The following is a 25,970-nucleotide window of genomic DNA, read 5'->3' as shown; positions in this document are numbered from 1 at the left end:
CATCGATTCCTCAGCGTCGCAACTGCACATCGCTTATCTAATCGGTGGATCCAGGCTTAGGTGAGTGGCCCCGACCAACACGGTCGGGGCCACTTCTTGCCTCGTGACCGAACCGTGGCCTCTCAGACTTGTGCGTCCACACAACGCCGCGACGGTCCATGTCGTCACCGGACGGTGGCGAATTCCTAATCCTAAGGAGAAACCCCTTGCCCATCTCAAACCTACGAGAAACGTCAACCAAGCTTCTCGCGGGGGTGGCTGCCGCTATTGCTGCGGTCACCCTTGTGGGGTGCTCCACATCAGCGCCTCACTCCAACGATGCGTCCCGTGACCTGGCTCCTGTCGAGGCAGCTCCACCCGCAGTGGATATCACCGCTCTGACTCAGGGCGACAGGGTCAGCGTCCCTGCGCTCGACGCCCTGGGCGAGGCCACCGTGCTAGACACGCCATCCGAAGGCAGCCGGCGCGTGGATGTGGAGTTCTCAGCAGTACCCATCGACGCTGTGGAAGCCTACGACACCGCGGACAGCGCCCGCGCGTGCACGATGATCACTGCACCGGAGGCTGATGGCGTGATCATCGCCTATGTGGACGCGCCGAACGGCACGCGAAGCACGTTCGAGGACCAGCCGGACGGCTCCCAGGCTGCCGAGCTGCTGTGCGTTTCGCAGATGAGTGCCGGAGACGGGACCGCTCTGCTGCCATACCTGGACGAGCGCAAGGCTGCCGTACTGGATGGCAGCGAGGTGGTCATCCTCGCCAGCGTCGGCGAAAGCGCTCTCGGGGAGATGCGGCGTGGCGCTGACTGAGTGCACCCAACAGGGACTCGGCTCGGTGATCCCGGAGAGGTGGAATGCGCCTCTCCGGGATCACTTCTGTTCCAAGGCGTCTCTCGCGTGCTTCCTCTTGTGGGAGGGCATACCCGGAAGCGGGATCATTTCACCGCACAGTTCGCACTCCACGACGCGCGGATGGGCGTATCGAGCGTGGTGGTCGCGATTGTTGCGGTAGGCGAACGACCGGATAGGGTCGCACTGCTCGCACGTGAACAGGCCGCCGTCCTGAGTGAGGGCGAACCCCTCGGTCTGCCGCCATGTGCCCTCATCGTCGCCCCATGCCCTGAACCGCACCCGCGCTAGGTTAATGCCTGAGCTGCCGAAATAGCCCTTCTGCGCACCACCATGTCCGGGATCGGGGAGGATTTCGACGCGTTCCACAATACGCCGCACCATCGTCTGCCGCGTCTCGTCAGGGAGCGCCTGGAACTCCTCGTAGGTCAGCGGGTCGACTTGTAGCGGCAGTCCGCGAGGCAGCAGGTCGGCCTGCTGGTTCTGGGCCAAATCTCGATCCGCTCGCGCTGCGCTGAGGCGGGCCATCAGGCCGGGGTAAGCCTCCAGCGGTGTGGTCCGGTCAGCGACCATCGCACTCAGCACCTCGATCTCTTCGTCAGCCTGCGCGATGCTTGCCCGGAGCGCCTCTAGATTCTCGCGGGTCTGCTCGCTGTGAATCGCCTCGAACTGCGCGCGCTGAGCTTCCAAAGCCTCCTCACTCTGGAGCACTGCCCCCGTGAACGTCTCTAAGAACATCAGGAGGCTGGCGGCTCTGATCGCGCGACCTGTGCAGGGAATGCCTCGCTGCTTCGAATCGCAGATGTACGCTCCTGCGCGACGAGACGAAATCATGCGCCTCCCGCATCCCTCGCAGTACACGAGACCTGCCAAAGGAAGGCCACGCGCAGACTGCCGCCGGCTGGTCAAGCGCTTGGGCGCGACGAGAATTTGAAGCGCCCGGTACTCCTCGGGCGTGACAACTGCCGAGTGCGCCTTGAGGGGCTGCCCGGTGGTATCCAGAACCAACTCGCGGGCATCGGGGCGTTGACGGCCCTGCTCGTCGCGTGCCGCCAGCGACTGGTACCCCGCAAGGATCGGATGGCGCAACACTCTCACCACCGACTTGTACGACCACGGTTTGCCCGCGGCCGTGATGCAGCCGTCATGGGACAGAGATTCGACCACCTGCGCGATCCCCGCGCCTCCCAGCACCTCATCCACCATGCGCCGGACCAGCTTGGTTTGCTCTGGGTGCAGGCGCAGCCGGATGACCCCATCCTCCCCGCGGGGAGCCTTCTCCCATCCGTAGGGAGCGATGCCGTTCCATCCGCCCCGCTGCCGCAGCGCCGCCGCTGTAGCCCTCAGGCGCTCCGAGGTACGGCTGGCCTCGGCTTGAGCCAGAGCGGAGAGCGTCGACGTCAGCAGCACGCTCTCCGCCGTGGTCGTGTCGTGATCCACTGCCTCCGTGACGATCAGCATCCTCTTACGGCGGCACTCCTCCACGATGGCCGAGACTTCAGCCTGGTTCCGGCCCAGCCGGTCTAGGACCCTGACCATGAGCACGCGTACGGAGCCTGACCTTATGGCGGTGACCAGAGCCTCACGTTGCGGGCGAGCCCTGTACTGCTGCCATCCCGACACGACTTCCTCGTAGATGTCGTCCTCACGCAGCGTGAACCCTCGCCGCTTGGCCGTCGTCCATGCCCACTCCCGCTGATCCTCGATACTGTGACTCGACTCATCGGGTGTGTTCGACTTGCGGATATAGGCGATGGCTTCCATAGAGTCATTTTAGCGTTGGTTCCTCCGGGATCGGGCAAGACGATGCTCGCGGAGCGGCTGCCCGGGATCCTGCCCGACCTCGACGTGGACTCGGCGATCGAGGCGGCCGCGCTGCGCTCGCTGCGCGGCCTGCCGGTCGGCGCGGAGCTGGACCTGCGCCCGCCGTTCCAGGCGCCCCATCACACGGCGTCCGCGGTCGCGCTCATCGGGGGCGGTTCGGGCATGGTGCAGCCCGGCGCGCTGTCGCTGGCCTCGCACGGCGTGCTCTTCCTCGACGAGGCTCCGGAGTTTCCGCGCACCGTCCTCGACAGCCTGCGGCAGCCGCTCGAGTCCGGGCGCATCACGATCCATCGGGCGCGCATGAGCGCGACCTTCCCGGCCTCGGCGCAGCTGGTGCTCGCGGCGAATCCGTGCCCGTGCGGCAACGCGGGCGCCGCCGATCTCGAATGCCGCTGCACGCCCATGCAGCAGCGCCGCTACCTCGCGCGCCTGAACGGGCCGCTGCTCGACCGCGTCGACCTGCAGCTGCGGGTCGAGAAGGCCGGTATCGCGACCGTGCGGATGCAGGCGGACGGCGTCGTCGGCAGCCGCAGCACGGCGGAGGTGGCCGATGCGGTCCGGCTGGCGCGGGCGCGGGCGGCTGCACGGCTGGCCCCGCTGGGATGCGGGCGGAACGCGGATCTCTCCGGCGGCGCCCTGCGGCGTCCCGAGCTCCGCCCCGCGCCCGGCGCGACGGAGTCGGTCGATCGCGCGCTCGCGCGCGGGCAGATCTCGATGCGCGGCTATACGCGCATCCAGCGCGTGGCCTGGAGCCTCGCCGATCTCGAGGGGGTCGCGAGGCCGACCGCGGACCACATCGCCGAGGCCCTCTACTACCGGGTCCGAACAGCAGCAGGGGGACAGTGATGATGCACGACCGCGTCCATGGAATCGGCGCCGTTCGCGATGAGCGCGTTCGGGCACGCCTGTCCGGCGCTCCGCCGGTGTCGAGCGGGCTTCGGGAGGCGCTGCGCCCCGACCGTCTGCGAGCGCTGCTCGAGCCCCTGCGAGGGCCCGAGCTGCCGCTCGCCGACGAGCAGCTGCTCCCGACGTTCGCGCGGCTCGTCTGGACCGCCGTGGCGGAGCCCGGCGATGGCGATGCGGGGCTGCTGACGGCCGTGTTCGGTCCGGAATCGAGCCTGTGGGTGTCGGAGCCGGGTTCGTCGCGGTGGGCCGCGCTGGCGGATGCGCCGGAACTCGCGGGAGCGGATCTCGCGGGAGCCCTTGCGCGCTGGGCGCCCCGGTGGGGGTTGGAGCGGGTCGGCGCCCTGTGCCATGCGGCGACGACCGTGGGCGTCCGCTTCATCGTCCCGGAGGATCGGGTGTGGCCTCGCCAGCTCGACCACCTCGGGGTCCATGCCCCGATGGGGCTGTGGGTGCGGGGGAGCGTCGATCTGCTGGGGGCATCGCGCGCATCGGTCGCCCTGGTGGGTGCGCGGGCGAGCACCGCCTACGGTGACGGCGCCGCGGCCGAGCTCGGCGCGGGCGCTGTCGATCACGGTCTCGCGGTGGTCTCCGGCGGAGCGTATGGCATCGACGCCTGCAGCCACCGGTCGGCGCTGGCGAGCGGGGGCGCGACGATCGCGGTGCTGGCGGGCGGAGCCGACCGGCTGTATCCGGCGGGGAACCGGCAGCTGCTCGAGCGCATCATCGACCAGGGGGCGATCGTCACTGAGCTCCCCTGCGGTCAGGCGCCCACGAGGTGGCGGTTCCTGCAGCGCAACCGGCTCATCGCGGCGCTCGCGCAGGCGACGGCGGTGGTCGAGGCCGGGGCCCGTTCGGGCTCGCTGAACACCGCGAACCATGCGCAGCAGCTCGGGCGGGCGCTCGGGGCGGTGCCGGGGTCGATCACGAGCGCCGCGTCGGCGGGGTGCCATCGGCTGCTCCGTTCCCGCGAGGCCGAGCTGATCGCGGGCACGGACGACCTCCTCGCGCTGTGGCGATCGGGTGCGCAGCAGCTGGAGATCGAGGGCGCGTCCGGAGCCGAGCTCGACGTGCCGCTGCCGCTGTTCGACGAGCCGGAGCCGTCCGTCGCCCGGTCCGGCGTCTCCGCGAGGGCCGTGCGGGTGTGGGATGCGCTGCGGCCGCGCAAGCGGATGGGCATCGGCGAGATCGCGAAGCTGAGCGGGCTCGCGCCGGCCGATGTGCGCGGGGCGCTCGCGGAGCTCGAGCTCGGCGGCGGCGCCGACGAGAATCCGCAGGGGTGGCGCAGGACGGGCGGGCACGCGACCTGAGCGGCGCGGCATGCCATCTGCGGAACGGCGCTCTCGGAGCCGGGGCTCTGGGGCCGGGGCTCTGCGGTCGGCGCCCGATGGTCGGCGTTTCCACGCTCGGTGCTCCCGTGGTCGGTGCTCCCGTGGTCGGTGCTCTCGCGGTCGGTGCTCTCGCGGTCGGTGCTCTCGCGGTCGGCGCTCTCGCGGCCGGTATTTTCACGGTCCGCGCTCTCGCCGCCGGTGCCCCCGGTGATCCTTCGCGCGGTCTCCTGCAATCGACACATCGGCTCCTTAACTCATGAAGGGCATGTCATGAAGGGCACGGCTCCTTACTATTGGGAGCATGGCGACTGCGAGCGAACTCCGGGAGGCGATCCGGGACTACGCGCGAGCGCTCGATCTCGAACTCGGACGGGCCGCGCACACGTGCAGGGCCGTTGAGTCCGATCTGCAGCGCTTCGCGGATCACGTAGAGCGGCACGCTCCGGTGCGTCTCCAAGCGCTCGATCTCGAGCATTTCCGGGACTGGCTGTGGGCCGAGTCCCAGGAGGGCTATGCGGCGTCGACCATCGCGCGGCGGGCCTCGAGCGCTCGCGGATTCACGGCATGGTTGAAGTCCACCGGGCGGGGTCCGGACGCGGCGCGTCGGCTTCGCTCGCCGAAGGCCGGCCGTTCGCTGCCGAGGATGGTCTCGGCCGACGCGATGGGGGAGATCTTCGGCGATCTTCGTGCGCGGGCCGGAACCGGGGACCCCGTCTCGATCCGCGATCTCGCCGTGGTCGAGGTGCTGTACGCGTCGGGCATCCGGGTGGCGGAGCTGTGCTCGCTCGACCTCGATTCCCTCGATCTCGACGAGCGGATTCTTCGAGTGATCGGTAAAGGCGACAAGGAGCGGGTCGTGCCGCTCGGCGCTCCCGCAGCGGACGCCATCACCGATTGGCTGCGGCGCGGGCGACCGGAGCTCGTGCGCGACGGCTCGGGAGAGGCGCTGTTCATCGGCGCTCGAGGCGGCCGCATCAACGCGCGGACCGTGTACGAGCTGGCGCGCAGGATGTTGGAGCACGCTCCCGGCTCGGGGCCGTCGGGGCCGCATGCCTTCCGCCACACGGCGGCCACGCACCTGCTGGATGGCGGCGCCGACCTTCGCGGCGTGCAGGAGCTGCTCGGTCATGCCGACCTCGGTACGACCCAGATCTACACCCACGTCTCGACGGAACGGTTGCGCGAGACCTATCTGCGTGCGCATCCACGCGCTTGAGCGGCTCCGGAACACGAGTTCCGAAGCCGCTCGGGCGAGACGGGATCGTCGGCCTGTGCTGTGCTGTGCTGTGCTGTGCTGTGCTGTGCTGTGCGCCGACGTTGGCAGCGTGGAGCCGTGGAGCCGTGGAGCCGTGGAGCCGTGGAGCCGTTGCTCGTCGCTCGTCGCTCGTTGCCCGTTGCCCGCGCCCGTGCGGGTGCCGGTCCCGACACCCGCACCAGCGCGCAGACGGCGAGCCTCAGCGGCGATCGTCCTCAGGCACGGTCACTGCCAGAGGTCGGCCTGATCCTTCTTCCGCCGGACTGATCGCGAGAGCAGCCAACCGCCGAGGCCGATCAGGGAGATGCCGATCCCTACCGGGATGAACCACGCGGTGCCACCGGTGCCGGTCTGCGCCAGCGCTTCGGGCGCCTGGTCGGGCTTCGCCCCGGACTCCGGGGACGAGGACTGGCTCGTGGAAGGCGCCGGCTTCGAGGGCTCGGGCTTGACGGTCGGCGCGGGTTCCGGAGTCGGCTTCGACGAGGGGCTGGGCTCGGGCGAAGGCTCAGGCTCAGGTGCTGTTGACGGTTCGGGTTCCTGCGACGACTCGGGCTCGGGCGAAGGCTCTGGTCCGGGCGAAGGTTCGGGCTCAGGTGAAGATTTCGGCTCCGGCGACGACTCGTGCCCGGACTCGGGTTGGGGTGACGGTTTCGATTCCGGCTCCGGCTGCGGCTCCGGCGACGGTTTTGGTTCGGGCGACGGCTCCGGCGACGGCTTCGGCCCGGGCGACGGTTCGGGCTGGGATGACGGCTCCGATTCGAGTTCCGGCGACGGTTTTGGCTCGGGCGACGGCTCCGGCGACGGTTCGAGCTCGGGCGATGGTTCCGGTTTCGGCTCGGGCCCGGCTTCGGGCGACGGCTCCGGCTCCGGTGTGCGCTCCGGTACCGCCACGACGGTGTGGTTCGCCGAGAACCATCCCTCGGCACGCTGGATGAGCAGCTGGTGCCCCTCCGTCGCGAGGACGCGCACGTCGGGGGACCAGTAGCCCTCCGCATACCGAACGGAGATCTCGACGCCGACGTCTTCGGCATCCTGCGCGAGCTCGAGAGGGATCGAGTGGGCCTCCGCCGGGCCGACCTCGAACCTCGGCTCGCCGTCGCGAGTCGCGTTCGTCAGGGAGACCTCGGCCACGATGCCCTCGGGGACCTCGCCGATCGAGAGGGTGAGGCCCCGCTCTTCGTCGAAGAGGAGCTCGCCCTTCACGGAGGTCGGAGTCGGCGCCACCTCGATCTCCGACGCGCCGGCTCGGATCGCCGCGACCCGGGATGCCACTTCGTCGCGCACCTCCGCCGGCAGCAGCTCCAGGTAGTGCTGGTCGCCGCGGTAGTGCACCGGGTCGGCGGTCTCCCACACGAACATCGCGGTCGCGGCCGCATCCCGCGGATCGCTCGAGACGCCGAAGGTCGAGATCGCCCAGTGCAGCCGGGCTCGCGTCGAATCCTCGAGATCCGCGATCTGCGCGGGCAGCGGTGCATCTTCGGACAGCGCACTCGTGGGGGCGCCGATCGGCGACGGCCTGCTGAGCTCGATGCAGTAGGCGTTGACCCCTTGGAAGGAGAGCGCGCCGACGAACGCGGCAGCGCTGCCGTCCCGCGAATAGCCGGGGCCCTCCTCGGCCGCACCGGCGCTCGCGGTGCCGGTCCAGAACCAGGCGAGGAACAGGGTCACGAGCGTGACGGCGGCGAGGAACCAGCGCAGCGGCAGCGCGTGGTCGGTTGCGGCGGAGCCGGGCGGTCGAGCTGATCGAGGGGCGGGGATCGGCGGGTGGTGCGTGTGCATGGGCGTCCTTGGATCGTTGAGCGAGGGTGGATCAGGAAGGGCGGGTTCGAGGGGCGGCGGCTCGTGCCGCGTCGGCGGAAGTCCGAGATGTCCGGCGCATCTGCGACCCGTTCAGCCCGCGAGCGGGAGCAGAACGGCCCGGGGCGCGCCGCCGAGCAGCGAGAGCGGATCGACGTACTCGCCGTCGGCCCGGGCCCCGAGATGCAGGCCGCCGGACGGCTCGTGCGCGGGCTCGGCGGCGACGGTCGCGATGGTCTGCCCGCGGATGACGGCGTCGCCGACCTCCACGACGGCGTCTACCGGTTCGAAGCTGGAGATGAGACCGTTCGGGTGCCGGACGGACATCACGGGACGGTCGACGACCCAGCCCGCGAAGTGGACCGTGCCGTCATCCGGCGCGAGGACCGGGGCGCCCGCGGGGACCGCGAGGTCGATGCCCCGATGGCCGGGGCCGTAGGGGTCGGGGAACTCGAACGGCCGGGTGACTTCGGGCACCGGCGAGACCGGCCAGGACCAGACGCCCGGCTCGTCGTCGCCCGCGATGGTCCGAGGCGACCCGGCCGCGGGCTCCTCCATCGGGGAGATCGTCGCGTCGACGGGGGAGGCGCCGGCCGCGAGGGCGAGCGCCGCCAGGACTGCGCCGAGCGCGAGCCGGCGCGGGATTCGGGTATCGGGCTGATGTGCGGCGGTGATCATGGCACCATGCTCGGATCTCGGGGCCGGACTCGCTCGGCGGGGACGACGAGCCGTGGAAAGCCTCGTATCCACAGCGGCCGGGCACGACTGCGCTGGGGCTCTCGCCTGTGGAGGTCCCGATGGTGTCGCCCGAGCCCGGAACGCGCTATTGTTTCCCTAGCAGTCGGCGAAAGCGGGCTGACTTCGCGTGCCCGGCTCAGGTGCGCCCAACGGTCCTCGGCGGCGACGTCGAGGTGGGCGGCTCCTCGGGCACCAGGATCATCGGCTCGATGCCCGGTGATGACAACCGCAATGCGCGCCCTCGGCGCGCCCGATCACTAGGAGACTACGACCATGGCAGTCGTCTCGATGCGTCAGCTGCTTGACGCCGGTGTCCACTTCGGACACCAGACCCGTCGCTGGAACCCGAAGATGAAGCGCTTCATCTTCACGGACCGCTCGGGCATCTACATCCTCGACCTCCAGCAGTCGCTCGCCTTCATCGACAAGGCCTACGACTTCGTCAAGGAGACCGTGTCGCACGGCGGCACCATCCTCTTCGTCGGCACCAAGAAGCAGGCGCAGGAAGCGATCTCCGAGCAGGCGACTCGCGTGAACCAGCCCTACGTGAACCAGCGCTGGCTCGGCGGTCTGCTCACGAACTTCCAGACCGTGCAGAAGCGCCTCAACCGCCTCAAGGAGCTCGACCTGGTCGACTTCGAGGACACGACGAAGGGCTACACCAAGAAGGAGCTCCTCATCCAGCGTCGCGAGCGCGACAAGCTCGAGAAGACCCTGGGCGGTATCCGCAACATGAGCCGCACGCCCTCGGCGCTCTGGGTCGTCGACACCAACAAGGAGCACCTCGCGGTCGACGAGGCGAAGAAGCTGGGCATCCCGGTCGTCGCCATCCTCGACACCAACTGCGACCCCGACGACGTCGACTACCCGATCCCGGGCAACGACGACGCGATCCGCTCGGTCGCGCTGCTCACGCGCATCGTCGCGGACGCCGCCGCCGAAGGTCTCATGACCCGCCACCAGAAGCCGGGCGAGGCCGCCGAGGCCGCCGAGCCGCTGGCCGAGTGGGAGCTCGAGCTGCTCAAGCAGGGCGAGCAGAAGGCGGAAGCTGCACAGGAATCGGCTACCGAAGCCGAAGAGACTGCAGCCGAGGCCCCCGCGGCCGACGAGACCAAGTAACCAGAGGGAGAGCGAACCACATGGCAAACTTCACCATTGCTGACGTCAAGGCGCTGCGCGAGAAGCTCGGCACGGGTCTGACCGACACCAAGAAGGCTCTGGACGAAGCCGATGGCGACATGGACAAGGCCATCGAACTGCTGCGCCTCAAGGGCGCGAAGGGCAACGCGAAGCGCGCTGACCGTTCGGCCGCCGAGGGCCTGATCGCCGCGAAGGAAAACGGCAACGGCACCGCGACCATCATCGAGCTCAACTGCGAGACCGACTTCGTCGCCAAGGGCGAGAAGTTCATCGAGCTCGCGAACCAGGTGCTCGACGCCGCGGCCGCCGCCGGCGCGACCAACGCCGAGGAGGCGCTCGCCGCCGACCTCGACGGCAAGACCGTCGCGGACCACGTCTCGGAGGTCGCCGCAGTGATCGGCGAGAAGTTCGAGCTCCGCAACGTCCGCCAGGTCAAGGGCGAGAAGTTCGACATCTACATGCACCTCACCTCGAAGGACCTCCCGCCGCAGGTCGGCGTCGTGGTCGGCTACGAGGGCGAGGACGCGGACACCGCGCACGGCATCGCGCAGCACATCGCCTTCGCGAACCCGTCGGTGCTCAACCGCGAGGACGTGCCGGAGTCGGACATCGAGCGCGAGCGCAAGGTGGTCGAGGACCTCACCCGCGCCGAGGGCAAGCCCGAGGCCGCGCTGCCGAAGATCGTCGAGGGCCGTCTCGGCGCGTACTTCAAGCAGATCGTCCTCAACGAGCAGGAGTACGCCCGCGACCCGAAGCAGACCGTCGGGAAGATCGCTGAGGGCGCCGGCCTCAAGATCGTCGACTTCGCACGCCTCAAGGTGGGCGTGGGCGCCGAGAACGAGGAAGGCTCGGAGGACTAGTCCTCACTGACGCCTGAACGACTACGGGGTGGCCGGCAGCTATGCCGACCGCCCCGTAGTCGTTTCGCCGCGCTTTCACCGAGACCGGCCAGTAGTCTGACTACGGCCAACGAAACGACTTCACACAACGACCGAAACCACGTACCGATACTGAGGAGCGCAATGCCAACCACGTCCAATCGATCGCGCCGCGTCATGCTGAAACTCTCGGGCGAGGCGTTCGGAGGTGGAGGTCTCGGCGTCGACCCGCTGGTGCTCGGCAACATCGCGCGCGAGATCGCCGCGGCGGCGGAGCACGTCCAGGTCGCCATCGTCGTCGGCGGAGGCAACTTCTTCCGCGGCGCGCAGCTGGCGAACTCGGGGATGGATCGCGGCCGCGCCGATTACATGGGCATGCTTGGGACCGTCATGAATGCGCTCGCGCTGCAGGACTTCCTGGAGCAGGCGGGCGCCACCGCGCGAGTGCAGTCGGCCATCGAGATGCGGCAGGTCGCGGAGCCCTACATCCCGCTGCGGGCGGAGCGCCACATGGAGAAGGGCCGAGTCGTGGTCTTCGGCGCCGGGGCGGGGCTTCCGTACTTCTCCACCGACACCGTGGCCGCGCAGCGTGCGCTCGAGATCCGCGCGGACGCCCTGCTCGTCGCGAAGAACGGCGTCGACGGCGTGTACACCGCGGACCCGCGCGCCGACGAGGACGCGAAGCTCATCCGCGAGGTGTCGTACCAGGACGCGCTGCAGCGCGGGCTCAAGGTCGTCGACTCGACGGCGTTCAGCCTCTGCATGGACAACAGTATGGACATGCGCGTCTTCGGCATGCACCCGGCGGGCAGCATCGAACGGGCGCTGCTCGGCGAGAACATCGGCACGCTCGTCTCCAACAGTGTCTCGGCCATCACCACGGCTCAGTAGGATGGAACGACCCAGCAGCGAAAGGACCACAACGTGATCTCTGAGGTAATCGCCGATACCAAGGACAAAATGGAAAAGGCAGTCGAGCACGCGCACGAGGAGTTCGGGAACATCCGGACTGGTCGCGCGAACCCGGCGCTCTTCGACCGACTGAACGTCGAGTACTACGGCACCCCGACTCCGCTCGGCCAGCTCGCGTCGCTCCAGCAGCCCGAGGCGCGCATGCTCGTCATCACGCCCTACGACAAGTCGGCGCTCAAGGAGATCGAGAAGACGATCGTGTCGCACCCGAACCTCGGCGTGACGCCCACGAACGACGGCAGCCTCATCCGCGTCGTCATGCCGGAGCTCACCAAGGAGCGCCGTCAGGAGTACGTGAAGCTCGCCCGCGACAAGGCCGAGGACGCGCGCATCGCCGTCCGCAACATCCGTCGCAAGAGCAAGTCGGACCTGGAGGCGCTCAAGGACGAGATCGGCGAGGACGACATCGCTCGTGGCGAGAAGGAGCTCGACAAGATCACGAAGTCGTTCGTCGACCGCATCGACGAGGCGCTCAAGGCGAAGGAAGCCGACCTCCTCGAGGTGTAGTCATGGCGGGGGCCGATCAGGACGCGACGCGGCGGGGCGACGAGGAATTCGACGCCCCGCCGTCCGGCGACTCGAGAGGCCCCCTGCACACGCCCCGCTCGTTCGAATCGCTCGGCGCGGAGGCCAAGCGGCTCACGGGCAGGGCGCGTGACTTCAACGAGAAGGTCAACGAGCGATCGGGCCGCAACCTCGCGATCGCCGTCGCCATCGGGATCGGCCTCATCGGTGCGGTGTTGGCATCGCTGCTCTTCGACAAGCGCTGGTTCATCCTGTTCGGCGTCGCGATGGTGGCGCTGCTCGTCGTGGAGCTGTCCACGGCGATGCGGGTCGGAGGCATGCGGGTTCCTCGGGTGCCGTCCACCATCGCGGCACTCGTCGTGGTCCCCGTCGCGTTCGTGTACGGGGCCGCGTGGCTCTGGGGATCGCTGCTGATCGGCACCGTCTTCGTGCTGCTGTGGCGCTGCGTGCAGATGCTCTTCGAGTCGCCCAGGCCCACCGGCAGGCAGCTCGCCGAGGACGCGGCGTGCATCATCTTCGTGCAGCTCTACACCACGTTCCTCGGCGCGTTCACCGCGCTGCTGGTCGCGCAGCCCCGCGGAGAGCTGTGGGCGCTCGTCTTCATCGTCGTCGTGGTCTGCGTGGACACGGGCGCCTATGCGACGGGGCTCCGCTTCGGCCGGACGAAGCTCGCTCCGCGGGTGAGTCCCGGCAAGACGTGGGAGGGCACGCTAGGCGGCACGGCGCTGGCGATCCTCGCCGCGGTGCTGCTCGGCCACTTCCTGCTCGGCCTGCCGTGGTGGTTCGGATTCGTGATGGGGCCGGCGCTCACCATCACCGCGACCGCAGGCGACCTCACCGAGTCGATGATCAAGCGATCGCTCGGGGTGAAGGACATGTCCAACTGGCTGCCGGGCCACGGCGGATTCTTCGATCGGCTGGATTCGATCCTGCCTTCGGGGGCGATGGCCTTCGCCCTCTATTTCTGGGCCGCGCCGCTGATGTGACCGCGTTCACCGCATGTTCTGCGAGTCATGGGGCAGAATAGACGGGTGACTGCTTCCCAAGCCCCTTTCCCCACAGCGCCCCGTGGCGAGTATGGCTACGACCGTGACGAAGTCGAGCGTGCGCTCGCCGTAGCGCGTGAGCGCTACGAGAACTTCGACAATGCGTCCGGCGGCAAGCGACTCACCGCGAAGAGCATCCGCCACACCGCGTTCACGATGCGCAAGAAGGGCTATTCGGCTCCGCATGTGGACGCGGCGCTCGAACGGCTCGAGGATGCCGTCGCCGTGCGCGAGCAGGAGGAGCGCATCGCGCAGATCGGTAAAGAGGAGTACATCGCCGAGACGAAGGACGCCGCTCGGGCGGTCCTCAAGCGTCTCGAGCGGGGGCCGGGGCAGCGTTTCGACCGAGTGTCGATCTTCCAGCGGGGCTATTCGGTGCCGGAGGTCGACGCCTTCGTCGACCGCGTGGACGACTTCCTGCGGGGGAAGGCCCCGATGACGCTGCGCGAGGCGCGTGGCGTGGCTTTCAACTCGCGTCGCCGCGGGTATGCTGAAGGGCAGGTCGATCTGCTCATCGACGCCGTCGTCGACGTGATGCTTGCGATTCGCTAGGTGCTGGAACAGTCCACAGGCACCCGCAACCTGAGAGTTGATACCTGGTTGTTGTCTCGTCGTAACCATTCCGTTATCGTTGGTGACGTTCTTGATTCGATGAGAGGGATGAATGACTGACACGATGCGCCTCGGTTCCACACGCGCCATCAAGCCAGCAGCGATCAACAACGCCCGACGTAACCGAGCGTTCATCGCGGTGGGCGCAAGCTGCGCACTCGTGGGGTTCACCGCCGTCGGTTTCCTTCAGCCCGGCCAGGCCGCAGCTCCCGAGATCGGTGCCGAAGTGACGCCTTCGCTCGCGGAGATCACCGCTGCGCAGTCGCAGAGCTATCAGGCCAACCTCGTCACGGGCGCCGAGTCCGGCGAAGAGGAGTCCACCGCTTCTGCGAGCTTCGAGCGCAGCGAATCGGTCGACTTCGAGCTCGAGCCCGAGCCGGAACCCGAGCCCGAGCCCGAACCTTCGACGGAACCGGAGCCCTCGACCGAGGAGACTGAGAAGCCTGCCGAGGAGGAGTCCGGCGGCTCGTCGAACTACCCCGAGGGTGGCAACTACACCGGAGAGTCGCCCCAGGCGATCGCTCAGGCGATGCTCGCGGAGCGCGGCATGAGCGACCAGTGGGGCTGCTTCGAGGCGATCATCGGGCAGGAGTCCGGCTGGGACCCCTACGCGACCAACCCCTCGTCGGGCGCCTATGGTATTCCGCAGGCGTTGCCGGGGAGCAAGATGGCCTCCGCCGGCAGCGACTGGCAGACCAACCCGGCCACGCAGATCAAGTGGGCCCTCGACTACATGAACGGTCGCTACGGCAGCCCGTGCGGTGCGTACGACTTCAAGTTCACCCAGGGCAACGGCTGGTACTAGACCTCCGCATTCGACGACCGCGACCCGCATCCGCTGTGATGCGGGTCGCTGTCGTTTCCACGGCCCGAGGTCGGTGCCGTCATCGTCTGGTCGCGGGATGGAACGCCGTGGTGAGGGGAGGGGCAGTGTGCGCTGCTTGGTGCTTGGTGCCTAGCTCCCTAGTTCTTCGTTCCGGTTCCGGTTCCGGTTCCGGTTCCGGGTTCGGGCTCGGGCGAAGGGCCTGCTGCTCGCTAGACTGTCGGGCATGGCCCGCTCGAATCGTCCTCGCAGAGAGAACTCTCGGCGGCGTCAGAGCAAGCGCAACCAGGAATGGCAGCCGCTCGATGTCGAGCGGCTGCAGGGCGGGATGCGACGGACGGAGTTCAAGCGGGGTCGCGAGTACACGGTGCAGCCGATTCGCGCCGAACGGGCGCAGAAGGTCTATACCTGCCCCGGATGCAGTGGCGACATCATGCCGGGGACGGCGCATATCGCCGCCTGGCAGGCGGATCACATCATGGGCGACGCCTCGGCTCTCGCCGATCGGCGCCATTGGCACAGCCATTGCTGGAAGATCGCGTAGTCGCGTAGTCGCGTAGTCGCGTAGTCGCGTAGTCGCGTAGTCGCGTAGTCGCGTAGTCGCGTAGTCGCGTAGTCGCGTAGTCGCGGGTTGCTAGCGTTGGCTTTGGCTTTGGCTGTGGCTGTGGCTGTGGCTGTGGCTGTGGCTGTCGGTGGTCGCGGCCGGGCCTGAGGCCGGGGTCCATTCGTTGATATGCCGGTGCCGGTGCATCGGCCAGTCGGGATATATCTCCAGGGCTCTGAGCGGGTCGCTGGGGTGCCGGGGAAGGCTCCTAGCGTGCGTGGTTGCGGTGGGAGGGCGGTTGTTGTTGTGAGCGTATGCTTCCATCCATGACGAACGCTTCGCAGCCATCGGGTCCGATACCTCCGGCGACGTATATCCGCTTGCCCGGCATTGGGGTGGCGCTGTTCGTGGTGTCGCCGTTCCTGTTGTTGATCGGTGGAATCACAGTACTGAGCACGGTCAGCCGCGACTACTTCGAGCGGGCGATGACCCAATGCATGGTCGGGTCGGGGATGCTCATGCTCGGGGTGGCTGCGTTGATGACGGCGATCGTGCTCGCGGGAATGCGGACGATGGCGCAGCAGCAGCTGAACATCATGCTGGCTGCGGAGCGAGGAGAGCACACGCCGCAGGTGTAGGGATAGGCGTTATCGGGCGTCTCGGAGTCCCTGACGGTGCGCAGGTTGAGGCCGAAGCCAATGTCTTCCCTGCTAGGCGGGTTTTTGGAGCTCGCGGTGTTTTGTTGTGGGGCTACATACCCTCGGGTGTCGTGGCCCTGCTGTGTGAGCTCCTAGAGCTTGCGGGGTTGCGGGTCTGGATCCTCCTGCAACCTTGGGTCTGGGTCTGGGTCTGGGTCTGGGTCTGGGTCTGGGTATAGGGCCGGGCCTGGCGGTCTGCTCAAGCGTGGAGGCGAACCCCGATCATGCGGCAGATTGCAGCTCCTTGGCGCGGCACGACCGAGGCCCCTGCGTCGTGTGGAGCAGGCTCGAAGTCCAGCCCGTCTGCGACAGGCTTCTAGAACGGTGGCGGGTCTTCGCCCGGTGGTCTCGTGCCTGATCGGCTCTCGGCACTTCGACGCAGATGGCTGCGCACCGTGGGGCCTTGTCGATCGGGGCCTCGTTCTGCGTGCCGTTGCTCTGCGTGCTGTTGCTCTGCCTGGTGCCGGTCCGGGTTCGGCTGCTCGGGATGGTGCCGCTCGGTGTGCCGGTTGCCGGGATGCTGCTCGCCGGCGCGGTGGCGCCGTCCGGTATGGCGAAGCCCTGGGGCAACATGGTCTTCGTAGACGACGAACCGTTGCCCCGTCGGCGACACCCAGACCATGCGGCCGGGGCCGTCCTGCTCGAGCACCCACCCGGCTTCACGCATCGTGTGATGCCCGCGGCACAGCACCGCGAGATTGTCGTACTTCGTGCGACCGCCTGCAGCCCACGGCGTCGTGTGGTCGATATCACAGTCCTTCGCCAACCGGCGACAACCCGGGGCCACGCAGGTCACATCTCGAACTTGCAGCAACCGGCGGAGTGCGGCGGGTGGCCGGTAGGTCTCCGCGGTGAGCGGGGTGCCGTCGACCGGGTCGGTGAGGACCCGGTACCAGGTGGTCGTGTCCCCGCAGAACTCGAGGGCGGTGTGGATGGGGATCGGGGTGCGACCGGCGAGTTCCGCGGGCCCGGTGAACGCGGCCAGCGGAACCGAGGGCCCGGGAGCGTTCTGCTCGGCTTGTTCGGGCTGGCCGGCGGTGGGCGTCATGGTCGTCATGGTCGTCTCGCGGACGGGCATCGTCGCCGTACCGCGAGCAGGATCCGTAACGGGCTCGGCGTTCGCCGCGGTCGTGGAAGCACTGGCGGTGACTGTGCGTCCGGCGTTGGCGGGCATGCTCACGCCAGTGCCAATCCCAGTCCCAGTGCCAATCCCAGTCCCAGTGCCAATCCCGGTGTCGGTGCTTGAGCGTGCTTGGGTTCCCTCGTCGTCGTGCGCGACGGGACTCGACGCGGTTGCGACCGGACCTGCTGGGGTACTCATGGTCGATGTCGTCGATGCTGTCGGGATTGTGGTGGCACGGTCTGCGGTGATCAACGAGATCGCGGGCACCGTGATCGCGACAGTCGCCTGGATCGGTTTCGCGACATGGTTCGGGGAGCCCGGGGGGACCTGGCCGGTGAGGAGCAGGTCGGCGAGCACGTCGGCGCGGGTCTGGTCGAAGGTGCGCGCGTCGTGGGCGTCACGACCCGGCCCGTGGAGCTGTTTCGTGGTCTGGGTGAGTCGGTCGAAGATGCCCGCACCTACGACTGCGGGCAGGAGTGCGGAGAGCTGACACATGCCGTCAGGTTCGTCCTGGAGCCACACGCGGCGGTCGTCCTGGGCGTGGCGCAACCGCTGTTCGGTTTCTTCGGGTTCGAGGTCCGCGGCGACGCGTTTCGCGTACACGCGGAGCCGACCCGGGGTGGTCTCGTGGGCTTTCGCGACCACGAGTTCTTCATACGCCTGAATCGATTCCGACTGGGTGAGGCCGTCGCCGCAGGACTCGATCACGCGCACATGCCCGGTACTGATCGACCCCTGTCCCCAGGCATCCGCGGTACGGGGATAGCGGGCTTCCAGGGCGGGTGCCGCGTTGAGCTTCGCGGCGACGGTGCGGTCGCTGGTGCGCGTGACCGCGCCGATCTCTGCCGCGAGGGATTTCAGCTCTTGCTCGAACGCGTCGGGGCCGTGGCCCGCGGTGAGTTGCCGGCAGTGCTCGTACGAGGCAGCGAGGAGCTGCGCTTCGAGGGCTTCGGCGGAGGCGCGGAGTTTCACGGCGTGGCTGAGGGCGTCCAGGAGTAGGCGTCGGTTGTGCATGGCTGCCGGGGTGCGGGTGCCACCCTTGAGGTGTTCCGGGGTCCCCACAGGGCGAGAAGGAGCGTCCTGGTGGGTGCGGTCATTCCCGGCGGCGTTGCCTGCGCGGCTGCGGGTGTCAGGGGCAGAAGAAGCGCTACCGCTCGGGGCGGGGGCATCCGTGGTGCCAGTCGTACCCGTGGTGCCCGTCACGGCTGTGGTGTTGGCACCCGTGGTGCCGCTGTTGGTCGTGGTCATCGTCCCACCCCCTTCGCATACGGTCTGGTTGCCTGCGGCTTTCGTGCATTCATCCTACTACGCGGGTCGCTGTTTTCTTCGGGTTGTGGATAACTCCGCAGCGACTTCAACCCTGTGTGTTCCCGCCCGCGCAGCCGTCACCGCGCTGTCGTTCCCGTGGCGTTTGCCGGTCGGTATCGCGGCGTACTTACGGAGGGGCAACAGCGGGTTCGGGTTCATGTCTGCAGTAGAACACGACCCACCGACATGCTCGTTCGCGAGCAGCGGGCGTGGACTGACTGAGCCGCCGCTCATCGCAAACCGAATGGGCTCCACGCGGATGGCCGCGGCACACGAGTGCGGCCAGCGGACAACAGCGCCACCGGCTTGGGACGACAATGCCACTAGCCCCAGACGTATGCCGGGTCGGCCGGAGCAGGCCCCATCTCCGGAGTGGAACGGCAGTCGTGAACCCCTGAAAGTCGGGAGGAGTTTTCCGCTCAGGCGGCTCGAGCCGCTCAGATCCTTTGGACTGCTTGACGGCCCGACCTGCTCGGCCTGCTTGACCTGCTCAAATGATCTGGGCTTCTGGGCTTCTGGGCTTCTGACACGGCACCGCACCGCACGGCACCGCACGGCACCCCACAGCACCGCACCGTCCGGCAGGACTTCGCTTCGCCAGCGGTCACTCGCGCATGCCCGAAGCCGAAGGCCGAAGCCCTGGAACCGCGGAGCAGCCGTCGAACCGCCGCCGGCTGCGGAATCCTCGGCACCCAGGTGCGAGAAAAGCGAAACCGCCCGCGCCGCACCGCCGAAGCGGCATGCGAGGTGGCCGGCGGCCTGTCCGGGCTATCACGTCAGCCGGGAAACGCCCGGCTCATCTGGCGTCCTGCATCGGGATGATGATCTCCCGCATGATGATCATGATGCTCGCGGCCACGGGGATCGCGATGAGCGCGCCGAGCAGCCCCAGCAGCGTTCCGCCGGTGAGCGCCGCGATCACGACGACGGACCCCGGCACCGACACCGCCGAGGACATGATGCGCGGACTGATCACGTAGGCCTCCACCTGCATGTAGACCAGATAGTAGATGGCGGCGATCCACCAGACGGGGGAGCCCGGCTCCGCGAGCAAGAGCTGAGCCAGCACGATGACGGCCGAGGCGCTGATGGTGCCGACCATGGGGATCAGCGAGCCGAGGAACGCGATCACCGCGAACACCATGGGCATGGACGCGCCAAGGATCGACAGGAAGATGAGCGTCAGCACGCCGTTGATGACGCCGAGCGTGATCTGCCCCACCACGTACTTGCCGACCGAGCCCGTGATCTTCTCGGTGATCTCCTCGGTGCGTTCGCGGTTCGACGCAGGGGTGAGCTGGAAGAACACGCCCTTGATCGAGTGCATGCTCGTCACGAAGTAGATCATGAGGATGAACACGATCAGCGCTCCGAACAGGCCGTTGACGATGCCCACGCCGACCTGGAGCACGCCGCCCGTGATCGAGGCCGCATTGGCCTGCAGCCACGACGTCGCCTGCGCGATGGCGGACTGCACGTCGAGCGCCGGGAACGTCTGGCTGAGCCATTCGACGATGTTCGAGGTGAGCAGATCGCCGATGATCGAGCCGTAGCGGAGCGAGAGCTCGTTCACCTGCTCCGTGATCGACGGGACGATCGTCCACACGATGACCATGATGATGAGCGCGACGCCGAGGATGGTCACGAGCATCGCGACGCCGCGCGGCCACCGGCGGCGCTCCAACCACGCGATCATCGGCTCGAAGCCGAGGGCGAGGAAGAGCGCGGCGCCGATGTACGTGAGAACGGTCGAGAGCGAACCCAGCATGCCTGCCAGGAAGATGGCGAGGAGCACCCCGAGGGCGCCCATGAAACCGACTCTGAACGGATTCTCGATGGTCAACGCAGGATCTCCCGGCTAGCGCTTCTTCTGCGTCCTGCCCTGGCCGCCCCGGTTATTCGGGCGCTGCTGCCGGCCCGAGTTCGAGTTCTGCCGGGGACCGGAACCGCCCTGCTGGGAAGAACCCTGCGGGGAAGAACCCTGCGGGGAGGAGTTCTGGGCGGAAGCGCCCTGCTGGGCATCGGAGGAGTCCGCCGCGGCATCCGGCTCGGACTCCGGCGCGTTCTCGGCCTCGTCCTTTGAAGCCTCGGACTCCACGGCCCCGCCGTCGGCGGGTGCCTCGTCCGAAGACTCGCCCGCCGCCTCCGCCGGGGCGGGATCGGCCTCGCCCCCGGCGGAGGGCACCGTCGGGATGTTGAGCTGCTGGAAGACCGCGCGCATCTGCTCGAGGTGGTCCGCGATCTGGTCGCGCTCGTCGCGGATCTCCGCGAGGCGGCGCTCGGCCTGAGCCTGCTGGGTGCGGGCGCGGTCCTCGAGCTCGCGGGCGCGTTCGCGCGCCTGGCGGTTCGAGTTCTCGAGGAGGTTGGCGGCCTGGCGCTCCGCCGTCTCGATAGTCTCCTGCGCGCGCTTGCGTGCGTCCGCAGTGATGCGGCCGGCCTCGCGGCGCACCTGCTCGCTGCGCTGGTTCAGATCGGCGAGCTGCTCGGTGGCCTCGTCGATGAGCTTCTTCGCGGCCGCCTCGGCATTGCGCCCGGCGACGACGAGCTGCTGCTCGAACTCGTTCCGCTTGGCGGCGAGCTCGACCTCCTGATCGCTCCGCGCCTTCGTGAGCTCGCGCATCGTCTTCTCACGGAGCTCGGCGAGCTCGGTCGTGATGCGCTGGCGCTCCTCGTCCAGCTCGCGGGTCTGTCGGCTGCGCGCCTCGGAGAGTTCGAGCTCCGTCGAGCTGCGCAGCTCCGCGAGGTCGGTCTCGACCAGTTCGCGCTCGGTGGAGATCTCGCGCTCGTGCTGGCTGCGGGCGGTGCCGAGCTCGTGCTCGAGCTGCGTGCGGGCCTGCGCGATCTCCGCGTTGAGCTGCTCGCGCTGGACGGCCTGCTGGTTGGCGAACGTGGCCTGCGCCTCGCTCAGCTCCTCCTCCTGGCGGCGGCGGACCTCGCCGAGCTCCCGCTCCATCGTGCCCCGGCGCTCGACCACCTCGCGCTCGAAGGCCTCGCGCTCCTGCTCGAGCCGGTGGCGGGCCGCGGCCTCGTACTCCGAGAACTCGCGCTGCTGGTTCGAGAGCTTCGCGAGCGCGGCCGCGAGCTCTTCCTCGTGCTGCTGCCGCTGCCGGGCGATCTCCTCGTTCGCCTGGGCGCGGGCCGACTCGATCTCGCGGTCGGTGGCGTGGCGCAGCTCGCGGAGCTCGGCGGTGACCTGGTCCTTGACCGAGTCGATCTCGCGCTCCTGGTTGAGCCGGGTGAGCTCCGCCTCCTGTTTGGCATTCTCGACGAGCTGATCGGCGGTGGACTGCGCTTCCTGGGCCACGCGGCGGGCGGATCCGTCCGCGTCGTTGGTCACGCGCTCGGCGTAGTCGTTCGCGTCCTCGTGGATCTTGATCGCCTCGTGCTGGGCCTGCTCGCGGATGCGGTCCGCCTCGCGATTCGCCTCGGACACGAGCCGCGCGGCCTGATCCTCGGCGGTCGCGAGCGTGCCGGCGAGCTTGGTGCCGAGCCCGGCGTAGCTGGGCGACTCGGCCTCCTGCAGCTCCTCGGTGAGCCTGCGGACCTGCTCCTGGAGCGAGCGGATCTCCTGCGCCGCGCGATCCTGTGAGGCGCCGGTCTCGTGGAGCCGCCGTTGCAGATCAGCGATCGACTGATCGACCTCTTCGCGGTTGTACCCGCGCATGGCCGTAGTGAAGTTGAAGCCGTCCACAAACCGTCCTTTCGAACCGAACTCCGAATGCCGTGCGGACGCGCGGAAAACCGTGCGGCCGCTTTTGCAGAAGTCTAGTTGGCGCCCGCGACGCGAGCCGGGTGTTTGTCATGGAAGCTCGCAGACGCCCGTGCGGTTTCCGCGCCTGCACGGCGATCCTGTCCCCTCCCAGATCACGATCAGATCACGAAATTCACCCTGGGATAGAATCGACTGCTATTCATCTGCCCCGACTATGAGGAGAACGCGTGCGATTCATCTTGGCCGCAGTGGCGTTCGTCGCCGGCGTCGTCGCGCTCGTCATCGGCGGCGTGCAGTACACGCAGTCGTCCAGCATCAGCGAGGTGACTGCGACGGGGACCTCCGACTCCGCGGCGCCGCTCACCGTCATCGGCAACGAGACGCTCTCGTCCCGCGCCGGTACGCAGTCCGTTCACCTCGAGGGGGAGGGGCCGATCTTCGTCGCCGTCGGGCGGACCGATGACGTGAACGCCTGGGTCGGCGAGACGCTGCACAACACCGTCACGATCGACGAGGCCGTCGAGAACACGAGCGACCACGAGGAGACGCTGGCCTTCGCCGAGTCGGGCACCGAGCCGACGGCCCCGAACCCCGCGGGCAACGACCTGTGGTTCGAGGAGCACACGGCCGAGAACGTGCTCGACTTCGAGGTCGTCGTGTCGCCCGGATACTCGCTGCTCATCGCCTCGGACGGCACGGAGCCGGCTCCGAGCAGCATCACGATCAGCTGGCCGTTCGGCGGCTACGCGCCGCTCGTCGGCCCGCTGCTGACGGGGGGCGGCATCCTGATCCTCATCGCGGCGCTGCTGCTCCTCTGGGCGATTCTGCACCGCCGCAAGGTGCGCAGGATCGAGGCGAGCGCCGAGCGCCGCGCGGCTCGCCGGGCGGCGCGACGAGAGCTCGCGGCCTCGACGATGCCCGCCAACCGCGCCGACGGCACCTGGACGCCCGTCCGCTGGGCGGACGACATCGGGGAGCCGACCGCGGACCAGACCATCGAAGAGGTGCTCGCCCCCGCGGAAGGGGCAAACGGGGAGGAAGCCCCGGACGGCGGCGCTCCCGCCGAATTCGACGCCGCGCTGGTCGGCGACGGTCGGGCCGCGGAGGATGTGCAGGTCGCGTCCGCCGAGGCGGAGGACCGGCCCGCAGGCCCCGCGTCGTTCGAGCAGCCCATCCACTCGCCGTTCGCGCCGCCGCAGGCCGAGGGCGTGCGGACCTCGCCGGACGAGGCGGCAGCGCCCGCCGAGGCCGCTCCCGACGCCGCGCAGGAGCGGGCGCCGGAGCCGGCGAAGCCCGCGTCCGAGCGTGCACCCGAGCCGGCCGGCGAGTCGGACGCAGCGCAGACCGTCCCGGCGGCCTCCGAGCCGGAGCCGCTGCGCCGCTCGAGGCGCCGTGCGGCGCTCCGCGGAGAAGGCGCGCCGGCGGATCCCTCCACCCCGCAGCTCGAGTCCGAGGCGGGCGGGGAGACCCTGCCCGTCGAGGAGGCGGCCGCCCGGCAGCCTTCGTCGGAGGCCAGGGGACCGCAGTCCACGACGCCGGTGCCCGCACCCGAGCAGGCCGCCCCGGCGATGCACCCCGCACCCGAATCGATCGCGGACGCACCGAAGCCGGCTGAGCCGAAGCCGGCTGAGCCGAAACCGGCCGAGACTCCTGCCGAGGCGGACCAGGTGAACGGGGACGACGAGCCGAAGCAGACCGAGCCCCCCGCCGGGCCGGATCAGTCGAACGGGGACGACGACACGAAGTGGCGCCGGCCGCGCGGCCGGAACCGCTCGTCCGCGCCCAAGCAGCGGTTCCTCCTCGCCCCCGCGGCCACGATCGTGGTGGCGCTGGGGCTCTCCGGCTGCGCGCCGCAGTACTGGCCCGCCTCCTGGACCGACACCGAGATGGAGCCCACCGGCACGCCGGCATCCACCGTGGACGCCGCGATCCTGGAGGAGGGCGCGAACCCGCCCACGCTCAACGAGGCCCAGCTCGACTCCGCGGTCGAGAACGCGGCCGCGGTCGCGGCGCAGGCGGACGAGGCGCTGGACGCCGATCTGCTCGATCCCCGCTTCACCGGCGATGCGCTCGCGGAGCGCACAGCCCTCTACGAGGCCCGGAGCGCCGACTCCGAGATGCCGGCGCCCGCGCCGTTCCCGACCGGGGAGGTGGTGTACGCCATCCCCGAGACGAGCGACACCTGGCCGCGCGTCGTGTTCGCGGTCGTGAACCCCGCCGAGGACGCCGCGGAGGGCGCGACGCCCGTGGCGCTCATGCTCGTGCAGGAGAGCGTGCGCTCGAACTTCAAGGTGGCCTCGCTCACCAGCCTCGCGCCGAACGTGGTGCTGCCGGAGGCGGCGCCCGTGAGCGTCGGCGCGCCGAGCATCGCGAACTCCGACGCGGAGCTCGTGATGGAGCCCGACCAGATCGCCGCGGCGTACGCGGACATCATCGCCAACGGCGAGGACTCGGAGTACGCCGACCGGTTCGACGCGGAGAACGACGTGTTCCGCACGCAGGTGAACGACGAGTACCGCTCGCAGCTCGAGGAGGAGCTCGACCCCGAGGTCGTGAGCATCTCCTTCGCCTACGCCGCCACCGACACGGCGCCCATCGGCATCACGTCGATCGACGGCGGCGCGATCGTCGCGGTGTCGATCACCGAGACCGAGACGCTCGAGGCCGCGAACGATCGAGCGCTCATCACGGTCTCAGGCCGTACGGCGGTACTATCCGGAGTGGAGACGAGCGATACCGGCTTCGAGCGGACCTACACCGACCAGCTGCTCTTCTTCGTCCCGAGCGCCGAGGCAGGCGGCGCGGTCCAGTTCCTCGGAGTCTCGCAGGCCATGACCGACGCAACCGAACTGAGCGATTAGGAGTTCCGAATCGATGACTGATCCGAATAACGTTCCGATGGCGGCGATGGGCGGGGGGATCGACCTCTCGGGCCTCGCGCAGCGGCACCAGCAGCAGGCGGCGCAGGCCGGCCAGAACGGGCAGGCCGAGGGACCCGAGGGCCAGGGCGACGCGATCGCGCTGCCCGATGTCGTGATCGAGGGCGGCCCCGAAGAGCTGGAGCAGTTCTCGGCGCACTCGCAGCGCATCCCGGTGCTCGTGCAGGTCTACTCGGAGAGCGACCCCGATTCGACGGCGCTGGGCCCGGTCCTCGCCGACATCGTCCGCTCGGCGGAGGGGCGCCTCGTGCTGCTCCGCATCGACGCCGACGCGTATCCCGAGCTCGGCGGCCAGACCTCGGTGCTCGCCCTCGTCGGCGGCCGCCCGCTGCCGCTGTTCCAGGGCAACCCGCCGCAGCAGCAGATCGCGCAGGTGCTCAACGAGCTGCTGCAGGTCGCGGCGCAGCAGGGGCTGACCGGGCAGGTGCAGATCACCGGCGAGCCCCAGGAGGCGCCCGCGCCGAAGCCGCTGCCGCCGCTCCACCAGGAGGCGCAGGACGCGCTGCAGCGCGGCGACGTCGAGGCCGCGAAGTCGGCCTACGAGCGTCAGCTCGCCGAGTCGCCGGCCGATGACGACGCGAAGATCGGGCTCGCGCAGGTGAACCTGCTCGTGCGGCTTCAGGACAAGACGCTGCAGGAGATCCGCGATCGGGCCGCTCAGCACCCGGAGGACGTCGATGCGCAGCTCGACGTGGCGGACCTCGACCTCTCGGGCGGGCACGTGGACGACGCGTTCGCGCGGCTGCTCGGGCTCTTCCCGAAGCTCGACGCGGCCGATAAGACCCGCGTGCGCGAGCGCCTGCTCGAGCTCTTCGACGTGGCCGGCCCCGAGGACGGCCGGGTCGTCCGCGCCAGGCAGCGGCTCACGAGCCTGCTCTTCTCCTAGGGGATGCTCCCCGCCGGATTCGAGACGCCGCGGCCGGTTCCCGATCGGGAACCGGCCGCGGCGTCTTT

21 protein-coding genes are annotated in these 25,970 nt (G+C 69.1%); 15 read left to right on the top strand and 6 right to left on the bottom strand.

The window, feature by feature from the left end; translation table 11 throughout:
• The first annotated feature begins 362 nt into the window (after positions 1-362).
• Positions 363-809 carry a hypothetical protein gene (locus tag FM112_RS02475; RefSeq protein WP_087002911.1) on the top strand — a complete coding sequence of 149 codons (447 nt, stop codon included), beginning with the start codon at positions 363-365 and terminating at the stop codon, positions 807-809.
• A 60-nt stretch (positions 810-869) separates the two neighbouring features.
• Here FM112_RS02475 and FM112_RS02470 read toward each other — a convergent pair whose 3' ends face one another.
• A complete protein-coding gene (locus FM112_RS02470; RefSeq protein WP_087002908.1) occupies positions 870-2,612 on the bottom strand; it encodes a recombinase family protein in 1,743 nt (580 codons plus the stop codon).
• Between the two features lie 15 nt (positions 2,613-2,627).
• On the opposite strand from FM112_RS02470, the gene FM112_RS02465 reads away from it, so the two are divergent.
• The 3 genes from FM112_RS02465 (at position 2,628) to FM112_RS02455 (ending at position 6,122) form a co-directional block, all read left to right on the top strand.
• Positions 2,628-3,518 carry an ATP-binding protein gene (locus tag FM112_RS02465; protein ID WP_254910329.1) on the top strand — a complete coding sequence of 297 codons (891 nt, stop codon included), beginning with the start codon at positions 2,628-2,630 and terminating at the stop codon, positions 3,516-3,518.
• Positions 3,519-3,595: 77 nt separating this feature from the next.
• Positions 3,596-4,885, top strand: coding sequence for a DNA-processing protein DprA (gene dprA / locus FM112_RS02460; RefSeq protein WP_176386630.1), 1,290 nt, complete (start codon positions 3,596-3,598; stop codon positions 4,883-4,885).
• A gap of 322 nt (positions 4,886-5,207) precedes the next feature.
• Positions 5,208-6,122, top strand: a complete 915-nt coding sequence (locus tag FM112_RS02455) for a tyrosine recombinase XerC (RefSeq protein ID WP_087002902.1) — start codon at positions 5,208-5,210, stop codon at positions 6,120-6,122.
• 264 nt (positions 6,123-6,386) lie between these two features.
• On the opposite strand, the gene FM112_RS02450 is transcribed toward FM112_RS02455, so the two are convergent.
• On the bottom strand, positions 6,387-7,940 hold the full coding sequence (locus FM112_RS02450; protein ID WP_087002899.1) for an LPXTG cell wall anchor domain-containing protein: 1,554 nt from the start codon (positions 7,938-7,940) through the stop codon (positions 6,387-6,389).
• Positions 7,941-8,051: 111 nt separating this feature from the next.
• The gene (locus tag FM112_RS02445; RefSeq protein WP_254910327.1) at positions 8,052-8,636 is read right to left on the bottom strand and encodes a murein hydrolase activator EnvC; all 585 of its coding nucleotides are present in this window, start codon (positions 8,634-8,636) and stop codon (positions 8,052-8,054) included.
• Between the two features lie 333 nt (positions 8,637-8,969).
• Between FM112_RS02445 and rpsB the strand changes: the two genes are divergently transcribed.
• The 9 genes from rpsB (at position 8,970) to FM112_RS02400 (ending at position 15,874) form a co-directional block, all read left to right on the top strand.
• Positions 8,970-9,815: a 30S ribosomal protein S2 gene (gene rpsB / locus FM112_RS02440; RefSeq protein WP_087002896.1), complete on the top strand. Its 846-nt coding sequence runs from the start codon at positions 8,970-8,972 to the stop codon at positions 9,813-9,815.
• A 20-nt stretch (positions 9,816-9,835) separates the two neighbouring features.
• Positions 9,836-10,696: a translation elongation factor Ts gene (tsf, locus tag FM112_RS02435; RefSeq protein WP_087002893.1), complete on the top strand. Its 861-nt coding sequence runs from the start codon at positions 9,836-9,838 to the stop codon at positions 10,694-10,696.
• Between the two features lie 162 nt (positions 10,697-10,858).
• A complete protein-coding gene (gene pyrH / locus FM112_RS02430; RefSeq protein WP_087002890.1) occupies positions 10,859-11,605 on the top strand; it encodes a UMP kinase in 747 nt (248 codons plus the stop codon).
• 33 nt (positions 11,606-11,638) lie between these two features.
• Positions 11,639-12,193: a ribosome recycling factor gene (gene frr, locus FM112_RS02425; RefSeq protein WP_087002887.1), complete on the top strand. Its 555-nt coding sequence runs from the start codon at positions 11,639-11,641 to the stop codon at positions 12,191-12,193.
• 2 nt (positions 12,194-12,195) lie between these two features.
• Positions 12,196-13,197 carry a phosphatidate cytidylyltransferase gene (locus FM112_RS02420; RefSeq protein ID WP_087002884.1) on the top strand — a complete coding sequence of 334 codons (1,002 nt, stop codon included), beginning with the start codon at positions 12,196-12,198 and terminating at the stop codon, positions 13,195-13,197.
• Between the two features lie 45 nt (positions 13,198-13,242).
• The gene (locus FM112_RS02415; RefSeq protein ID WP_254910326.1) at positions 13,243-13,809 is read left to right on the top strand and encodes a DivIVA domain-containing protein; all 567 of its coding nucleotides are present in this window, start codon (positions 13,243-13,245) and stop codon (positions 13,807-13,809) included.
• 112 nt (positions 13,810-13,921) lie between these two features.
• Positions 13,922-14,674: a transglycosylase SLT domain-containing protein gene (locus FM112_RS02410; protein WP_217874391.1), complete on the top strand. Its 753-nt coding sequence runs from the start codon at positions 13,922-13,924 to the stop codon at positions 14,672-14,674.
• Positions 14,675-14,918: 244 nt separating this feature from the next.
• On the top strand, positions 14,919-15,236 hold the full coding sequence (locus FM112_RS02405) for a hypothetical protein (protein ID WP_087002875.1): 318 nt from the start codon (positions 14,919-14,921) through the stop codon (positions 15,234-15,236).
• Between the two features lie 326 nt (positions 15,237-15,562).
• The gene (locus FM112_RS02400) at positions 15,563-15,874 is read left to right on the top strand and encodes a hypothetical protein (RefSeq protein ID WP_140400546.1); all 312 of its coding nucleotides are present in this window, start codon (positions 15,563-15,565) and stop codon (positions 15,872-15,874) included.
• 376 nt (positions 15,875-16,250) lie between these two features.
• Here the strand turns inward: FM112_RS02400 and FM112_RS02395 are convergent, their stop codons facing one another.
• The 3 genes from FM112_RS02395 to FM112_RS02385 form a co-directional block, all read right to left on the bottom strand.
• Complete coding sequence (locus tag FM112_RS02395) at positions 16,251-18,305, bottom strand: HNH endonuclease signature motif containing protein (protein WP_087002869.1); 2,055 nt, start codon at positions 18,303-18,305, stop codon at positions 16,251-16,253.
• 856 nt (positions 18,306-19,161) lie between these two features.
• Positions 19,162-20,175 carry an AI-2E family transporter gene (locus FM112_RS02390; protein WP_369678156.1) on the bottom strand — a complete coding sequence of 338 codons (1,014 nt, stop codon included), beginning with the start codon at positions 20,173-20,175 and terminating at the stop codon, positions 19,162-19,164.
• A gap of 48 nt (positions 20,176-20,223) precedes the next feature.
• Entirely contained in the window at positions 20,224-22,056 is a 1,833-nt protein-coding gene (locus FM112_RS02385; RefSeq protein WP_087002863.1) for a DivIVA domain-containing protein, read from the bottom strand.
• Positions 22,057-22,304: 248 nt separating this feature from the next.
• Here FM112_RS02385 and FM112_RS02380 point away from each other — a divergent pair, with 248 nt between their 5' ends.
• Both FM112_RS02380 and FM112_RS02375 read left to right on the top strand, forming a co-directional pair.
• Positions 22,305-24,938 (top strand): hypothetical protein, encoded by a 2,634-nt coding sequence (locus FM112_RS02380; protein ID WP_140400545.1) that lies wholly within the window; start codon positions 22,305-22,307, stop codon positions 24,936-24,938.
• Between the two features lie 13 nt (positions 24,939-24,951).
• Positions 24,952-25,902: a tetratricopeptide repeat protein gene (locus tag FM112_RS02375; RefSeq protein ID WP_087002857.1), complete on the top strand. Its 951-nt coding sequence runs from the start codon at positions 24,952-24,954 to the stop codon at positions 25,900-25,902.
• The last annotated feature ends 68 nt before the right edge of the window (positions 25,903-25,970 follow it).

The organism is Gulosibacter sp. 10 (assembly GCF_900163695.1).
Classification (GTDB): Bacteria; Actinomycetota; Actinomycetes; order Actinomycetales; family Microbacteriaceae; genus Gulosibacter.
Note: the sequence above shows the minus strand (reverse complement) of the source record. Positions and strands in the feature narration are given on the sequence as shown.

Coding starts and splice junctions, on each gene's coding strand:
- FM112_RS02470 (WP_087002908.1), bottom strand. CDS start 2,612: ATGGAAGCCATCGCCTATATCCGCAAGTCGAACACACCCGATGAGTCG.
- FM112_RS02455 (WP_087002902.1), top strand. CDS start 5,208: ATGGCGACTGCGAGCGAACTCCGGGAGGCGATCCGGGACTACGCGCGA.
- FM112_RS02450 (WP_087002899.1), bottom strand. CDS start 7,940: ATGCACACGCACCACCCGCCGATCCCCGCCCCTCGATCAGCTCGACCG.
- FM112_RS02445 (WP_254910327.1), bottom strand. CDS start 8,636: ATGATCACCGCCGCACATCAGCCCGATACCCGAATCCCGCGCCGGCTC.
- rpsB (WP_087002896.1), top strand. CDS start 8,970: ATGGCAGTCGTCTCGATGCGTCAGCTGCTTGACGCCGGTGTCCACTTC.
- tsf (WP_087002893.1), top strand. CDS start 9,836: ATGGCAAACTTCACCATTGCTGACGTCAAGGCGCTGCGCGAGAAGCTC.
- pyrH (WP_087002890.1), top strand. CDS start 10,859: ATGCCAACCACGTCCAATCGATCGCGCCGCGTCATGCTGAAACTCTCG.
- FM112_RS02420 (WP_087002884.1), top strand. CDS start 12,196: ATGGCGGGGGCCGATCAGGACGCGACGCGGCGGGGCGACGAGGAATTC.
- FM112_RS02410 (WP_217874391.1), top strand. CDS start 13,922: ATGACTGACACGATGCGCCTCGGTTCCACACGCGCCATCAAGCCAGCA.
- FM112_RS02405 (WP_087002875.1), top strand. CDS start 14,919: ATGGCCCGCTCGAATCGTCCTCGCAGAGAGAACTCTCGGCGGCGTCAG.
- FM112_RS02400 (WP_140400546.1), top strand. CDS start 15,563: ATGACGAACGCTTCGCAGCCATCGGGTCCGATACCTCCGGCGACGTAT.
- FM112_RS02395 (WP_087002869.1), bottom strand. CDS start 18,305: ATGACCACGACCAACAGCGGCACCACGGGTGCCAACACCACAGCCGTG.
- FM112_RS02390 (WP_369678156.1), bottom strand. CDS start 20,175: ATGGGCGCCCTCGGGGTGCTCCTCGCCATCTTCCTGGCAGGCATGCTG.
- FM112_RS02375 (WP_087002857.1), top strand. CDS start 24,952: ATGACTGATCCGAATAACGTTCCGATGGCGGCGATGGGCGGGGGGATC.